Raw genomic sequence first — 16053 nt, forward strand, 5'->3', positions numbered from 1 at the left:
GCATGGGACTTGGGCCCATATCTGTCCGCCTGATGGTTGCCGTGCTTCTCTGCTGCCTTTTCGCGCAGACGCCGGATGTTGCGCAGACACAGGCGGCTCCGAAAACTACAACCGCAAAAAAGTCCGAACAATCTGCTGAACTTGCCGCCCTCACGCAACAGATTCAGGATCTGACTACGTCTGTTCCACCGGAGTTGGCAGCCTATGCACTGCTGCGCCTGGTCGAAGCCAAGGCAGTCAGCCGGCAGGAACAGCAGAGGCAGCTGATCGAACAAGCTTACATGCTGGCAGGGCAGAGTCCTTATGCGGTACGTTTGACAGCGTCAGGAGGCCTTAGCGACTCGCGTGCAGGATATCTCTCGCAGGCTTTGACGCAGGGATTGGATTCGCTCTCTCTCCGAACACGCGCAGTAACGGCGATGCTGAAGCTCGATCCGGAGCGGGCACGTGACTTGTATCAGCAATTGCGCCCGCTAGCGCTTGCGAATCGAAGCTGCGCCGACGCGATGCTCTACGATCCCTCCGCCTATTACCGCTCCGCCGGCAATGTCTTCAAGCGAGGCTTTACGCCGGAAGAACAAGCGAAAGGGCTGCCTGACGATTTTCTGGAATCTATATTTCGCGACGTGCACCACGCGAGCGAAGTGGGTTCGGCGTCGGAGTTGCTGCGAGCACAGCAATTCGACGCGGAAATGCTGGCGCGGGCCGAGGGAGCCTTTGCGCGCTCGCTCAGCGGGATTCGCGGCGACTACCGCTCCTTTGCCGCAACGCAAAACGACCTCACACGAAACGTGACACGGCTGGCGCAAGTGCCGGGACGCGCGAGTCACGCGCTGCTGGAAGCCACGAAGGCTTACCTGATCGCAAACGATTCGGGCGCCGTGTGCGGCGACCAATCTGGAAGCGTAAATGGCGCAACGCCAACCAGCAGTTCCTTCATCGCGCTCAATCAGGTGCTTGTGCGATATGGAATCGCGCCGATCAGCGATGGAGACGTGAAGCCAGGATCGGTGGTGCCTGCGAGCGAAAGCAGCACGCAGACGTATTGGCAATCACCCAATGCGAAGCAATTGCAGGGAAGCGTGCGCGCTCTGCGCTCCGGGGACAAAGACTCGCCGCAATGGCAAGATAGTGCGTCAAGCACGCTGACATCGTTGCGCGAATGGATCGACAGCGGCAGCGAGCCTTCCGAGGAAGATTTCTATATCGAAAAGGCCGTGCTGTATTCCCAGATGCTGGTCACCACTCCCACTGACGCATCGATTTACGACGAGATGCTGAACGAATACATTGCCTTTCTCAGCGAGCCGCCGCCCAGTGACGAGGTGCGGATCTACTGGCTTTGGAGCATTCAGAACCTGATGCAGCGGATTCGTTTGAACAGAGCTAATGGAGAAGCGGCGCGAGCCAAGCTGGAAACAGCAATTCAGGATGCGCCGAGTCCGTCGATTGCACTCTATGGATACTTGCTGGAACTAGAGCGAGTACAGCGCGCAAATACGGGACGGGGCTTCACTGCGCGTCAATGACCTGCAGTCACTTCCGCCTAGGCTGTATTCAGGGTGGTAAAGAAGTCGACGAGGTTGCCGTCGGGATCGCGGAAGTAGATCGAACGCGTGCCCCATGGCTGATTGGTCGGTCCCTTGACCCATACTGAGACGACGTCGTGCAGTCGCGCATATTCTTGATCGACGTCGCTCACTTTGAATTCCAGGATCGCGCTGTGATTCTCGCCGGGCTTTGTCGAGCCGGGAATGTATTTCTCTTGTGCTTCAGCAGAAAAGATCGCCAGCACTCCGGCGCCGGTGCGAAATTCCACGTAGTCACTGCCGGTCTTCTCCGGTTCGGTTTTCAGGACCTTTGCGTAGAAGGCGGTAAGCCGGTTGACGTCGCTGGTGATGAGACAGGTGTTAATCAGCGCCGGTGCCGGATCCACCACGGACTGTGCTGTCGCTCTTGCACTGAAGTGCGTGAATACGGCGAGTATCGATGCTGTGGCGCTCACGGTGAGAACGCACAGCAGGATGAAAGTTCTTCTCATAGTTTGCGCTCAATGGCTAGTGAGTGGCTGAGGCGCGCTCCAGGGTGTTGGATGCGTGGTCGAGCTCGCGGTAGATCTCTTCGTTCCGGATAATGGCCTGCACGTAGTCGCGGGTTTCGGTGAAGGGAATCGACTCGACAAACTCATCCATGCCCTTGTAGTTGCCGATCGACTGCCAATCCGTTACGCGATTGTCACCGGCGTTGTAAGCAGCGAAGGTGTACTCCGGCTGGCTGTTGAATCGATCCAGTGTCTGCCGCAGGTAGCGCGTGCCGAGCCGGATGTTGGTATTCGGATCGAGTAGATCGTTGGTCGCGAAGTGGTGAATCCCTTCTTCTTTCGCCATGCTCTTGCCGACAGAAGGCAACAGCTGCATCAGACCATAGGCGCTCTTGTTCGAAATGGCTCCTGGATTGAACTCTGTTTCCTGACGAATCAAAGCGGCGACCATGTACGGATCGAGACCGTTCTTCTCGGATTCCGACTTGATGGTTGACCAATAAGCCTGCGGAAAGAGAATGCGCCAATACTCCGTCGGGATCGCATCGATCGGAGCCGAAGTGTAGAACGGAATGGCGCGCTTCATTGAGCGCATGGCGCGCCAGTTCTCTCCGTAGGACGCATAGATCTTTGCTTCGCACAGAGCGCCCCACTCGTCGCTGCCATCGGCTGCCTGAATCTCGGGCGCGATGTATTCGTTCAGCCCGGCGTTGGCAAGCAGATGGGCACGTACGACATGCGGATCGTCTTCAGGGATATCGTCGGTGAGCGTCGGGATTGGTTCGGGTTTCATCGCTTCGAGCGAATCCAGTTTCGCCGGCGTGACGCTGCCCAGTTCGCTCAGGCGCTGTTGCGCGATCGATGCATAGTAGTAATGGCGATAAATGCGGGCGACTGTTTTGTAGTAGGTCGCCGCCATGTCCGGACGGTTCTCCTGATTCTGATAGAGGCGGCCGCGCCAATACAGCGCTCCCGGAATCTCTTTGCCACCGTGATAGACGGCGATCTGCTCATCCATGAGGCGTGCGGCTTCAGAGTATTGCCCGATGCGGTAGTTCAGCCACGCGGCACGCCAGTGCGCACTGGGCGCGTATGACGAGGTCGGGAAGCGCTTCGCCAACTCGCCGTAATAAGTAATGGCAGTTGGAAAATCCTTGCGTAGCAGGTACATGTTGCCGCTCGAATAGAGCGCTTCGTTAAGCCACGGACTGGATGGGAACCGCGTTTCCATCTGCTCGACGATGTTGCGCTGGGTCTCGCCGTCATCCCTGTCGCGAGCAAGTTCCATCAGCAGATACGTGCGGCGTGCGCCTGTCTCGTCACTGCTGTCGGGGATGCGGTCCAGTTCGTTCTTATTGAGGCGCTTGAGCTTCCAGTCACAATTCGCGGCAGCCACGAGCAGCGAACCTTTCAGTCCGTCTGTGACACCCGGATCGTTGGCGAGCGCGTGGTATTCCTCAGCAGCATCGGCAAAGCGTCCCGCCTTGTAGAGAGCGTCGGCATGGTGGCTGCGCTCTTCGATAGTCAACGAGGATGTTGCTCCCATTGCCGCCAGCTGCGTCTTGGCTACTGCTGCTTCGTTGCTCAGTGGGAATCCAAGAAACGTGTGGCGGTAGAGTTGGGTGGCTTCCGGCAGACGGCCTGCCATCTGGTCAGCCTTTGCCAGTGCCAGCTGGTAGTCGGCGCGATTGGCAATCGCTTCGCCCTTATGCGCGTCGAGGATGCGCAAAGCTGCCTGCGGATCACCTTCCTGGAGAAAGAGATTCGCCTGCAGAACGGGCACGCTGGGAACGAAGATGCTGTCCGGATGCCTCTGCGCAAAGGTGCTGAGAATAGTCTCCGCTTGCGACAGGTTGTTCGACTGCAGATCGGCCTGCGCTTCGAGGTAATCGGCGTAGTCGTCGAGCGCGTCGCCTTGAATATTTGCCTGGCGGAAGGCGTTCACAGCTTCAGGGAACTTGCGGTCCAGTAGATAGGCGTGTCCGACCGCCAGGTAGGCAGCCGCCGATGCTTCGCCAGTATGCGAATGCGCATAGGCAGAAACACCCGCGTAGGCTGCCGGCGTTCGCATGCTCGCCAACTGCTGCGCCATCGGCCGCAGCTGCGATGAGGCGACGAATGCCTGCTGCAGCTTGTGACTCTTGGCCTTGGCTTTGGCAGAAAGCGGTCGGCGATGCTTTGACTTGCCGTGAGTCGTTGAAGTCTTGTGGGTGGTGCTATGCGACGTGGAGTGGGTGGTCTTACTTCCCGTGGTGTGTGAAGCTGTGCTTGATGCATGCTTCTTATGGGTTGTGGAAGACGATGAACTATCCTGAGACCAGCAGACCGCCGACAACGCACCAGCCAGGGCCAGCGCTGCAACCATATTTCTACCGCAAAAGACTCGACTCACTGCTAACTTGCACGCTCCTAATCCAATGTAAGCCGAAATGGGCTGGAGCGGTGCTCCTTTGATAATGTTCAGTCAAAAACGTTCCTGTTTTTGCAATGTCAGGAATGGGGTCCGCTTTGGGCATTTTGAGCGGTGGACACAAATGCTGAGTTATCTCATCATCTCTCAACGACTTCGCTTATGTTGACGAGTACCATATGCTTCGTCAGGAGCTCTTTTTGAAAAAACCAGCTATCTCGATGCTACTTAGTGTGAGCGTATTTGTACTATCGTGCCATGCGAAAACGCGATGGTGCTCGATTGTCGGCAAAAGTGAGAGTGACACCCTGCTCTATCCTGCCATAGCTAGGGCCGCACGAGTCTCGGGAGTTGTAATTGACCGAGTAACTTTCGCTCCAGCAGGTAAGATCGCTGATGTTGAAACGATCTCTGGCCCCAAGATGTTGACACAGTCAGCAAATGATCAGTTGAAGAAGTGGACCGTGAAGACGGATTCATCAGGCGAAGATTTGTGTCAAAGCCTCGTTATCGCCAACTTTAGTCTTGATCCTCCCGCCCCCGAACCAGAATTTGGGGTGAGTTTTACCCCTAGCATTTTACGGATTTCGATTTCAGCAGAACCGCTGGTGATTTCTGATCCAGCGCCAATCCTGGGAAAGAAGAAGCGCCGTTTCTTCCTTTTCTAGAGTTCATCGCCGGCATGGTGCTGAGTCCCGCAAATCAACATATGCAGAATGAGCGACTTTGCTGGCTGGCACAGCAAATCATTTACTATGAGAGCAGGAGCGGGCCCCGGCCAAACCGTGCGGCACAGTTCTGCTCCGGTCATGAAAGGTCGATTTCCTGAAGCCATCTGACATGCCAAACATCCAAACACAAGGAACTGAAGAAGTTCACCCCGACGTTCTGCTCGTAAACCGGGCGCGCGGAGGGGATGTGCAGGCGTTTGAGAAGCTGGTGAAGCAATATGATCGCCAGGTTTTCAGAATTGCCCAGCACATTACGCAAAACCGCGAAGATGCGGAAGACGTGGTACAGGACGCCTTTTTGAAGGCGTACGAAAAGCTGGACCAGTTCCAGGGGAATTCGAAGTTTTATACCTGGCTGGTACGGATTGCGGTGAACGAATCGCTGATGCGGCTGCGAAAGCGGCGCACCGGCAGGATGGTTTCAATCGACGAGGACGTCGAGACGGATGAAGGCTCCATGCCGCGCGATCTGGCGGACTGGGGTCCGGATCCGGAGATGCAGTATGGCCAATCGGAGCTGGCCGATATTTTGCGGAAGACGATACAAGGTCTGCCGCCGGGTTTTCGCACGGTGTTCGTACTGCGAGACGTAGAAGGTCTCTCAACAGAAGAGACCGCGGAGACTTTGGGACTGAGTGTCCCGGCAGTGAAGTCGCGACTGCTGCGGGCGCGGCTGCAATTGCGGGAACGGCTGAGCCGTTACTTTCGCAAGAATAAAAGGGATGGTGCAAAGTGACCTGCACAGAGTTTATAGCGCAACTGGATGACCTGCTCGAAGAACGGGTATCGAAAACACTGAGGGTAGATCTTGAAGAGCATCTGCGCACTTGTGAACATTGTGTGATCACCATGAACACCACGCGCAAGACGATCGAGATTTATCGCAGCCATGAGTTGTATGAGCTGCCGAACGAACTGCGCGATCGTCTGCAGAAGGCCATTCTTGCCAAGTGCAAGAAGTGTTAGTGCCCCTCAAGCCTTGATAACGAGTTGGCGTCATTCTGCGCACAGCGAAGAATCTCAGCGGTCAGTGCAGAAGAGACGTCGCTGAGATTCTTGATCGCTTCGCTCCTCGGAATGACGGCTTATTTATTGGATCTTTACTCCCTGCCCCATCTAGAAACTCTTTCGTTTCAACGGTCACTTCGATAGACTTCCGAGCATGCTGCGTTTACAAACTGCTCTCACGCTTGCAGTGTGCTGTTTTTCCGTTTTCTCCCTTGCCCAGTCGCCACGCTTCTCCGTCAGTTTTCCTTCAGAACGCAGCGCACAGCCGCTTGACGGGCGGCTTCTTCTGCTGCTGTCGAATGACCCCGGTGCTGAACCGCGCATGCAGATCGACGATACTGCACGTACGCAGATGGTTTTTGGCGTAACGGTAGACGGATGGAAGCCGGGAGATGCGACCACTGTAGATGACTCGGCTTTTGGCTACCCGATCCGCAGTCTGAAGGACGTCCCCGAGGGCGACTACTATGTGCAGAGCGTGCTCAATCGTTACGAGACCTTTCACCGCAGCGATGGCACAACGGTGAAGCTGCACATGGATCAGGGCGAGGGGCAGCACTGGAATATTTCACCCGGCAATCTCTACAGCAAGCCGCAGAAGATGCACGTTGGACCAGGAACAATGGCTTCGATCACGCTCGATCAGGAAATCCCGGCGATCCCCGACGCGAAAGATACCAAGTACATTCGGCACTTGAAGATTCAGAGTGAGCTGCTGACGAAGTTCTGGGGCAGGCCCATGTATCTCTCGGCGATTGTGCTCGTACCGGAAGGTTTCGACGACCATCCGAATGCGCACTTCCCGCTCATCATCTTTCACGATCATTTCTCTGAGGGCTTTGGTGATTTCCGCACCGAGCCGCCTGATCCAAACCTGAAGCCGGACTACAGCCAGCGCTTTCATATCTCAGGCTACAACCGCATTCAGCAACAGGAAGCCTACAAGTTTTACCAGCAATGGATCAGCCCCAGATTCCCGCGCGTGCTGATTGTGAAGATCAACCACGCCAATCCCTACTATGACGATTCCTACGCCGTGAACTCAGCGAACGTCGGCCCGTACGGCGATGCGATTGAAACAGAGCTGATTCCTGCGATTGAAAGGAAGTTTCGCGGCATCGCTAAGGGCTGGGCGCGCTTCATGTACGGAGGCTCAACCGGTGGATGGGAGGCGCTGGCGGTACAGGTCTTCTATCCCGACCATTACAACGGAACATTCGCCGCCTGCCCCGATCCCATTGATTTCCGCGGATACACAACGATCAATCTCTACGACGACGCGAATGCCTTCTACACGCAGGGCGCGCACAAGCAGGTGCCGCAGCCTTCCATGCGTAACTACCTTGGACAGACCTTGGCGCAGCAGCAGGACAACAATGCGTATGAACTGGCGCTTGGTGATCACGGGCGCTCCGGCGAAAAATATGACATCTGGCAAGCTGTTTTCGGGCCAGTGGGCGCCGATGGGTATCCGCAGCCGATCTTCGACAAAGAGACAGGCGTGATTGATCACAAGACTGCCGAATACTGGAAGGAGCACTATGATCTCCGCGCCATCATCGAAAAGAACTGGCCGACGCTCGGCCCGAAGCTCCAGGGCAAGATCCACATCTACGTGGGCAGCGCCGATACCTACTTCCTGAACAACGCCGTGTATTACACCGAGGATTTTCTGAAGTCGACGAAGAACCCTCCGTATGACGGCGAAGTGAAATACGGTGACAAGGCTGAGCACTGCTGGAACGGGGATCCGACGCAGCCGAACTATATGTCGCGGCTGCACTACAACACGATGTACCTGCCAAAGATTCTCGACCGGATTGAGAAGACCGCACCGAAAGGCGCGGACCTGACAAGCTGGCGATATTGAGAATCCCCTTGTGAGCCGTCATTCTGACGACCGGAGGGAGGAAGAATCTCAGCGATGCAGAATTAGCAAATATCTCTAACTGAGGAGCCCGCCTTCGCAGCGGGCTTCTCATTTTGGGTGCGACTTTAGAACTCCAGCCGCATAGACACCTGTCCGTTGCGGGCCGAAGCAAAGTCAGACCCGCGAGGAGCGGTGATGACGCCATAATTTGGGCTGGTCAGGTTGAGGTTTGGATCACCCAGGTTTGTGTGATTCAGGACGTTGGTGAAAGTGCCCTCGGCGCGGAGACGGACACCCTCAGTGATCGGAAAGCTCTTGCTGAGACCGGCTGAGAGATTCACCGTTCCCGGGCCAATCACTGATCCAACCTGCGCGTTGCCGAAGCGCCCAATGGGACTGGGTGCGCCCACCTGGCCAGAGCCGACGTTGCAGGTCTGGCCAAACTGCCAGTTTGGTACGCCGGGACAGATGAACGCGTCCATGTTAATCCAGTTATTACGGCCCTGACTACGGGGCTTTGCCGTGGCTACCTGATCGGGCTTTTGCGCGCGCCCCGGATACGAGCCGCCCTGGAAGTTTCCAGTCAGGCCTGAACCCGTGCCGGATGGATCGACGCTGCCGCCGGGGAAGTACGGCGTAAGATAAGGACCGCCCTGCCACAGGAAGATGCTGCTGAGCTGCCATCCACCGACGGCCATATCAGCCCAGCGGCTCATGTTGGCGCCGAACTGCTTACCCCGGCCGAACGGCAGAGCGTAAACCGCTGTGGTGCTCCAGCGGTTGCGGCGTGTGCCGTAGACGTTGCCAAAATCCACAAAGTGACTGCGGCCATAGGAAGTGCGCTGGCCGCCGTTTTCACCGGCAAAGCCACCGTTGTTATTCGGACCCTGATTGTCTGCCAGGCTCTTCGCATAGGTGTACGCCGAGTCAAATGTCAGGCCGTTGGTATAGCGATGCGTCACCTCAAGCTGCATCGAGTTGTAGCTGCCGTTCGCGCCCGTCGCACGGTCGTTGATCACGCCCCAGTTGGGGAATGGCCGCGCGCTCAAGGGCTGGTTATAGGCAGAGACAGTATTGGAGTACGGCAGATCGTTCTCGTTCGGCGCCCACACCAGTTGCCGCGTGTTCATACCGATATAGGAAATACGGGCGCCGTATCCCTGACCGAATTCGTGATCGATCGAGAGCGACCACTGCTCCGCGTACGGATCTTTCCAGTTGATGTCATTCGCGGTGCCGAAGTAGGCCGTTCCCAGTGCACCCGCTGCGGAACTCGAGCCTGACCCCGCATAGATCGCCGGCCATGCGTAGGCTGGACCCGTCGCAGTTTCCGCATTGTTGTAGATGTTCGTCGATGCCTGCAGCGTTCCGGTGAGTGAGTAGAAGATGGAGCCGAGCGTCGTGATGTTGTACATCGCAAAGCCGCCACGAACAGCTGTGCGGTCGTTGTCGAACGGACGATAGGCAAAGCCGAAGCGCGGCATAAAGCGCTTGGTGGGTGCATGGCGTAGACCCGATGGAAGTCCGGCGGCGTTGTTGGGCAGCACCGGCGTACAGGGCGCACCGTTTGCATCAGGCGTTCCGCTAGACTGACCGACCGGGCAGGCGTTAAAGCTGGCCAGGAAGCCCGCGCTGAGTGTATTTTCCGCGCCGTTCGGAAAGACAGCTTCGCCTGAGAGCGGAATAAAAGGATCGAAGTTGCCGATGTTGCCCGATGGGTCGTGATAGGCGGGATGATATTCGTAACGCAAGCCGTAGGTCAGTGTGAGGCGCGGCGTCACTTTCCAGTCATCCTGTCCATAAAAGTCGTAGTAGATGGAGAGCCCGTCGTTGTCGGCAGTAACAACGTCATAGCCAGTTCCCTGCGGTGTCCCGATCAGAAAGTCGGCAAACTCCTGCCCTGGAGTTACGCCGAGGCCCGTGAAGTTATGCCCCGTGTTGAACGCGAAAGTGCCATAATTATCCGCGCCAAAGAAGCCAAGCGGCGTAAGTGCCTCAATATGCCGGATGTCGAGACCATACTTCATGCTGTGATGGCCCTTCACCCATGAAACCGAGTCGACATACTGATAGGTGCGTGACTTAGTAGTCGATGCCAGCCGATCTCCGTTGAGACTGGTGAGCTGATTGAAATCAAGCTCCGAGAGCCCGTTAAAGAAAAGGTTCTGCAGGCCCTGCAGCCCACTGGAGTTCGCAAACCCGGGTCCATTGAATGGGTTGGTGCTGCCGCTAGTATCCCAGGTAAAGCCAAACCGAAATTCGTTGATGAGGTTTGGCGTGAAGTTATAGTTCGCAGCAACCACCAGCACGCGGTCCTGACCGATGTTTGAACCGCCAGGAATGAGCAGCGGTTCGGGATGGGCATAGTTGATGTTCTTCCATGTGAAGCGTCCGAAGACCAGAGCCTTCTGACCGAAATACTGGTCGCCGCGCACGTCAAACTGATTGGAGTTATAGCTTGAGTTCTGATTCACAATGTAATTCGGCGAACTCGGATTGTAGATCGTCGGATCACCCACATTGGGATCGGGGAAGAACTGTAGAAACGCTTGTGAGGCAGAATTGATGGGCACCTGATTGTTCGGATATGGCGTTCCGGTGAAAGGATCGAGCAGCGGATAAGGCAGGAAGCTGAAATCACCCTTCTTCATCGGCGTGCTTGGAACATAAGCCTGATACGGAGTCGCGCTGGGCAGGCGGAAGCCTTCATACGTCCCGAAGAAAAAGCTCTTGTCGTGCCCGTTATAAAGATGTGGAATGACAACCGGGCCATTCAGAGAACCGCCAAAATCATTGCCGACGATGTGCGGCTTGGTGGTAGCTCCAAACGGGGTAGCGTTGAAAGCCGAGTTCTGGTGATACCAGAAAGCTCCGCCGTGAAGCTGGTTGGTGCCGCTCTTTGAGACAAATGTAATCTCGCCTGGCTGGCCGAATTCCGCATTGTTCAGCACGCCATCAACGCGCAACTCGGAAATCGACTCTCCGGAAGGCAAAGCATTTTGCAGCGGCGTGTTGCTGGTCGTGTTCTGTGCAGTCACGCCGTCGATCGTCACATCAGCCTGCGAAGGCAATCCGCCTTGCACCGAGAATGAGACGCCAGTGCCGGTGCTTGTGCCTGTATCTGATTGAACGCCGGGCAGCGTCTGAATCAGATTCAGCGGGCTGGTTCCATTCGCGCTGGCGCGATAATTTGCCGGCAGATTCTGCACGTCGACAGCGCTGTAGGTCGCGGTAATCGAGGCCGTTTCCGTGGTGATGGCGCCGATTGCCGCGTTGACGTTGACTTGCTGGTTCACCGTGCCGACATTGAGAGTCGCGTCGGCCCGCAGCTCTTCGCGCGCGACAAGGACGAGATTGTCAATGACGGTGGTGCCGAATCCCGAAGCGGTCACTTCGACTTTATAACGGCCTTCGGTCAGATTGAGCACCTGATAGTTACCCGAAGCGTCCGTAGCATCAGTACCCACGACACTGGTATCGATATTTGTCACCGTAACCGTTGCATTTGGCACGATCGCGCCGCTGGCGTCGTGCACCGTGCCCAGTATCGTTCCCTGCGTGGATTGCGCACGCAGGCCCAGGGAGCACGTCAACACCGTAACAAGCAGCGCCGCGAGCGCGCTCAATCTGAATTGGGAGAGGGATAGACAGAGAAATACGCGTTTCATAGAAAACACAGGTCTCCTGAATTGACTAGCTTTCGTACGAATCGAATGACTGCGCGTACACCGCAGGTTGAGAACAGCCGTCGTGGCGGCTGGGGGGAGTAATCCTGCGGCGTCCTATAAATTTCGCTCGAGATCTGGGTTTGGCCTCCATTGTGCAGGAGATACCAGTTCAGGTCGAGAGAAATCTATTTGTAATCGAGGAAGTTACCTCTTCAGAAACATGTCATAGATATGTGACATGAACATTACAAACGGTTTCTGCGCAGTTCCTCGCCCTATATTTACTGGGCGTTCATGACAATATTTGGCGGGATGGAAGAATGACAACGAATTTAAGGCGCGATCACACAGCGATTCATCGCGCAGTGTCGAGCGCCGCTTGCCTGGGCTGCACCTGATCAATCGCGTCGAGAACGATCCCTGGCGTCAGCACTTCAGGCAGAACATGCGGCGGCTCCTGCATTGAGCCGGGATAGATCGCGTAAGTCGGCACGCCGCTCCGCCCGAGGCTGTTCAGCGTCTGCGTGATGCTTTCATCCGCATTGGTCCAATCAGCGCGAACGAGCGCGAAACCGCGGTCATGCAGTTTCTGCTGCACATCAGAGCGGCTCAGGATGACGCGTTCATTGACCTGGCAACTGAGGCACCAGCTTGCCGTGAAGTCAATGAATACAGGACGGCCCTGCGTACGGTATTTTTCCACCAGCGCGGGCGAGAACGATTCCCATTGCGAGTTGCTGGCCGTGTTCACGTGCGCTGAGGTTGTTCCGAGTTTGCGCACACCGTAAATGGGCAACGCAACCGCCAGCGCGAGCACAGCAATCGCTGCCGCAGTGGCAGGAGCCTTCGCCGGCCAGCGTCCAAGAATCCATCCGGCAACCGCAAGGAGCAGAAAAGCTGCGAGCAGTCCGGCAAGCGCGTTGAGTCCCGCCGACTGCGCGAACAACCACACCAACCAGATCACAGTAGCGAAGATGGGAATCGCAGTTGCCTGCTTGAGAATCTCCATCCATGCTCCCGGACGCGGCAGCAGTTTTGTCCACGCAGGTTGAAGGGTCAACAGCACGTATGGCGCAGCCAGGCCCAGACCCAGCGCGGTAAAGATCACAAAGCTGACGATTGCCGAATGCGCAAGCGCGTAGCCGATCGCGGCTCCCATAAACGGCGCCGTGCACGGTGTGGCAACGACCATCGCAAGTACGCCGGTGAAGAAACTCCCTGCGTACCCATGCTGCCCGGCGAGGCCGGAGCCTTTGCTGGTAAGTGAAAGACCGATCTCAAACAGTCCTGCAAGCGATAGCCCGAGAAAGAACAGCAGCAGCGCAATCACCGCGATAAAGCTGGGCGATTGGAACTGGAAACCCCAACCCAGTTGTCGGCCACCGGCGCGCAAAACAAGAAGTACCGCCACGACTGCCCAGAACGAAGCGAGAATTCCCAGCGCGTAGACCCATCCGTGCGCGCGCAGCTTGTGACGTTCATGCTGCGACGACTGCACCAGCGCGAGCCCTTTGATAAAGAGCACGGGAAAAACACAGGGCATCAGGTTCAGAATGACGCCTCCGATAAAAGCAAGACCAGCCACTCTGCCCAATCCCGCGAAATCGCTGCTGCGCGAAGATTCGCTGGCAGTCACTGTTCCCTGCGCAGCGTTGATCTCGAAAGCATTGCCATCTGCCAGTACAACGAGCCCATGCAGCTGACCAGGATTCTGCTGCAAGTTCTCGTCTTTTTTCAGGCTGATTTGAAATCCATTGCTGAGTGGCGTAACCGGCTGCGGCGCAGCATTGGCAAGCTGGTTCTGATCGAATGGGAAAAACTGAGCGTCAGCCTCGCGCCTGCCGGTAATCACCGTGAGATTGAAGCCGGTAGCCGTTGGCATGAACTTTGCCTGCATGCTTCCAGGCAAGGGCTGCGGCAGCGTGCGCTGGAGCCGGGCAACAAGTTGCTGATCGGCTGCGACGAAGGTCGGCGTCGAGGGCGGTGACGAAAGCGCCTTGCGCTCGATGTCGAGCGACGCCTTGCCGGGGATGCAGACTTCGCGGCAGACAAGCCAGTCCACCTTTGAGCCGAGAGTGACTGATTCGCCCGCCGGCTTGAAGTCGCCACTCACATGCATGGCCATCGGAAACAGAACTTCGTTCTCATAGCCGAAGTCCATCAATGGACCCAGCGGCAGCCGCTTCGGCGCGGGAAACTGCATCGCATCCGCAGTAATGCCTTCGGGCAGAGTCCACTTGATCCGCGGAGGCTCACCGGAATCCCCGGCATTGATCCAATACACATGCCAGCCCGGTTCAAGCTTGAAGTAGAGCCCGGCGGTGAAGTTCTGGCCGGGATAGATCTCGGCCGGCGGCACAACCAATTGCACAGTGAGGTGCTGCGCAGTGGCCGTGGGCGCAGACAGGGCCACATTCGTCCATGCAGAAAAGATCAGCAGGCACAAAGTCGAGATCAAGGTGCGGATACGCATTCGTCAGTAACTCTTATTGTAGGACGGCGGAGCCATCTTGCCGGTTACAGATGCTTGAGTGAGATCAAACGCGTCTATTTTGTTGTCCTTACTGGGATCCAATAGATCGACAGCAAGACCCGCCAAAGAATACCTTTATCCGGCGTAGAAGCCGTATTCATTGATGTTGCAAAACCTGGCCCCGGCACGCGACACTGAGACCTCTCTTTGTTCTGAAGGCTTTCCAGCTACATATTCGCAGTTTTTTGGAGAGGTCAGTTTCTATGACGTGGACGCGGCGTACTTTCCTCGGCCGGGTAGCGGCGGCAGCCGGCTATCGGGCGATGTATACAGCGATGCAGGCGCTCGGCCTGCTGGCGACGACTTCCGAGGCTTCACCGCTGCCTGACTTGCCTCCAAACTTCGGCGCGGGGAAGAAAGTCATAATTCTCGGCGGTGGAATCGCCGGCCTTGTCTCCGCTTACGAACTGCGCAAAGCCGGATTCACCTGCACCATTCTCGAAGCGCGCGAGCGCCCCGGTGGCCGGAACTGGAGCGTGCGCAACGGCTGCAAGGTCGAATTCACCGATGGAGCCGTCCAGACATGCGATTGGGAAGAAGGTCATTACCTGAACGTCGGCCCGGCGCGACTGCCATCCATCCATCGCGTCATGATCGAATACTGTGAAGATCTGGGCGTGCCGCTCGAAGTCGAGATCAACACCTCGCGCAGCACGCTGATGCAAGCCGACACTCTGAATGGCGGAAAGCCAGTCGAACAGCGCCAGGTCGTCAACGACACACGCGGCTATATCTCCGAGTTGCTGGCTAAGTCGATCGATCAGCATGGCCTCGACAAGCTTCTGGACAAAGAAGATACGCAGCGCATGCTCGATTTTCTGCAAACCTATGGCGACCTTACGAACGACTACAGCTACAAAGGCTCGCAGCGCAGTGGATTTGTCGTATCACCGGGAGCAGGACCCGACGAGGAAAAGTGGCACCAACCGCTGAGCCTGCATGAGCTTCTGGTTTCAGACTTCTCGACCGGCGAGTTATACGAGGAGCAAATCGACTGGCAGGCCACGATGTTTCAGCCAATCGGCGGCATGGACCGCATCCCGTATGCGTTTGCGAAATCGCTGGGCGACATCGTGCAGTATCGATGCGTGGTGAAAAAGGTGGGCAAAAGTTCCTCCGGCGTAAAGGTGGAATACGCCAACGCCGGATCGTCGCAAGAGATTGAGGCAGATTACTGCATCTGCACGCTGCCGCTGACGATTCTCCGCACGCTCGACATCGATTGCGCGCTCGAAAAGAAGCAGGCATTCAAGGGAATGAAACTCGCCTCTCTTTACAAGATCGGATGGGAGGCGCCGCGCTTCTGGGAGAAGCAATACAACATCTACGGCGGAATTTCGTTCCCGAAACAGACTGTTGACCTCGTCTGGTATCCGAGCAACGGACTGTTCACCAAAACCGGGATCATCCTTTCCGGCTTCAACTTCGAGCAGAAGGATTTTGCTGATGGATCGCCGACTGCATTCGGCGCTTTATCAACGCAGGGAAAACTAGACGCGTCGCGGGCAGCCGTCGAGGTCTTGCACCCCGGTCATGGCAGGTCGCTGACCAAGCCGATTTATGTTTCATGGCAGAAGATTCCGTATAGCCTTGGCTGTTTAGCGATGAACATGATGCCCGATACCAAACCCGCATATAACGAGCTGAACAAGCCCGATGGCCGCATTTACTTTGCCGGAGATTATCTAAGCCATATCGTCGGCTGGCAGGAAGGCGCGGCCTTGTCCGCGCACCGAGCCATCCATGGAATCGCCGAGCAGATGCGCAGCAGCTAGGATTCAACGTACTCTTA

10 protein-coding genes are annotated in these 16053 nt (G+C 56.6%); 6 read left to right on the forward strand and 4 right to left on the reverse strand.

The features are described from left to right. Nucleotides 1–2 precede the first annotated feature (2 nt). Nucleotides 3–1529 (forward strand): hypothetical protein, encoded by a 1527-nt coding sequence (locus H7849_RS13515; protein WP_186739917.1) that lies wholly within the window; start codon nucleotides 3–5, stop codon nucleotides 1527–1529. Nucleotides 1530–1546: 17 nt separating this feature from the next. Here the strand turns inward: H7849_RS13515 and H7849_RS13520 are convergent, their stop codons facing one another. Then, complete coding sequence (locus tag H7849_RS13520) at nucleotides 1547–2041, reverse strand: VOC family protein (RefSeq protein WP_186739919.1); 495 nt, start codon at nucleotides 2039–2041, stop codon at nucleotides 1547–1549. Nucleotides 2042–2057: 16 nt separating this feature from the next. Continuing rightward, nucleotides 2058–4433 carry a lytic transglycosylase domain-containing protein gene (locus tag H7849_RS13525; protein WP_251106257.1) on the reverse strand — a complete coding sequence of 792 codons (2376 nt, stop codon included), beginning with the start codon at nucleotides 4431–4433 and terminating at the stop codon, nucleotides 2058–2060. A 218-nt stretch (nucleotides 4434–4651) separates the two neighbouring features. On the opposite strand from H7849_RS13525, the gene H7849_RS13530 reads away from it, so the two are divergent. From H7849_RS13530 to H7849_RS13545, 4 genes are all read left to right on the forward strand, one after another. Continuing rightward, on the forward strand, nucleotides 4652–5119 hold the full coding sequence (locus H7849_RS13530) for an energy transducer TonB (protein ID WP_186739921.1): 468 nt from the start codon (nucleotides 4652–4654) through the stop codon (nucleotides 5117–5119). Nucleotides 5120–5291: 172 nt separating this feature from the next. Then, a complete protein-coding gene (locus H7849_RS13535; protein ID WP_186739923.1) occupies nucleotides 5292–5918 on the forward strand; it encodes a sigma-70 family RNA polymerase sigma factor in 627 nt (208 codons plus the stop codon). Beyond that, nucleotides 5915–6148 carry an anti-sigma factor family protein gene (locus H7849_RS13540; RefSeq protein WP_186739925.1) on the forward strand — a complete coding sequence of 78 codons (234 nt, stop codon included), beginning with the start codon at nucleotides 5915–5917 and terminating at the stop codon, nucleotides 6146–6148. Before H7849_RS13535 ends, H7849_RS13540 begins: the two co-directional genes overlap by 4 nt. A gap of 196 nt (nucleotides 6149–6344) precedes the next feature. After that, entirely contained in the window at nucleotides 6345–8060 is a 1716-nt protein-coding gene (locus H7849_RS13545) for an alpha/beta hydrolase (protein ID WP_186739927.1), read from the forward strand. 125 nt (nucleotides 8061–8185) lie between these two features. Here H7849_RS13545 and H7849_RS13550 read toward each other — a convergent pair whose 3' ends face one another. Both H7849_RS13550 and H7849_RS13555 read right to left on the reverse strand, forming a co-directional pair. Further along, on the reverse strand, nucleotides 8186–11728 hold the full coding sequence (locus H7849_RS13550) for a TonB-dependent receptor (protein WP_186739929.1): 3543 nt from the start codon (nucleotides 11726–11728) through the stop codon (nucleotides 8186–8188). Between the two features lie 355 nt (nucleotides 11729–12083). Beyond that, nucleotides 12084–14201 (reverse strand): protein-disulfide reductase DsbD family protein, encoded by a 2118-nt coding sequence (locus H7849_RS13555; protein WP_186739931.1) that lies wholly within the window; start codon nucleotides 14199–14201, stop codon nucleotides 12084–12086. Between the two features lie 263 nt (nucleotides 14202–14464). Between H7849_RS13555 and H7849_RS13560 the strand changes: the two genes are divergently transcribed. Further along, a complete protein-coding gene (locus H7849_RS13560; RefSeq protein ID WP_186739932.1) occupies nucleotides 14465–16036 on the forward strand; it encodes a flavin monoamine oxidase family protein in 1572 nt (523 codons plus the stop codon). Nucleotides 16037–16053 lie beyond the last annotated feature (17 nt).

Origin of the sequence: Alloacidobacterium dinghuense, from assembly GCF_014274465.1 — a bacterium.
Taxonomy (GTDB): Bacteria; Acidobacteriota; Terriglobia; order Terriglobales; family Acidobacteriaceae; genus Alloacidobacterium; species Alloacidobacterium dinghuense.

Excerpts from the sequence above, each read along its gene's own strand:
- H7849_RS13535 (WP_186739923.1), top strand. The coding sequence starts at position 5,292 with ATGCCAAACATCCAAACACAAGGAACTGAAGAAGTTCACCCCGACGTT.
- H7849_RS13560 (WP_186739932.1), top strand. The coding sequence starts at position 14,465 with ATGACGTGGACGCGGCGTACTTTCCTCGGCCGGGTAGCGGCGGCAGCC.
- H7849_RS13515 (WP_186739917.1), top strand. The coding sequence starts at position 3 with ATGGGACTTGGGCCCATATCTGTCCGCCTGATGGTTGCCGTGCTTCTC.
- H7849_RS13520 (WP_186739919.1), bottom strand. The coding sequence starts at position 2,041 with ATGAGAAGAACTTTCATCCTGCTGTGCGTTCTCACCGTGAGCGCCACA.
- H7849_RS13555 (WP_186739931.1), bottom strand. The coding sequence starts at position 14,201 with ATGCGTATCCGCACCTTGATCTCGACTTTGTGCCTGCTGATCTTTTCT.
- H7849_RS13545 (WP_186739927.1), top strand. The coding sequence starts at position 6,345 with ATGCTGCGTTTACAAACTGCTCTCACGCTTGCAGTGTGCTGTTTTTCC.
- H7849_RS13550 (WP_186739929.1), bottom strand. The coding sequence starts at position 11,728 with ATGAAACGCGTATTTCTCTGTCTATCCCTCTCCCAATTCAGATTGAGC.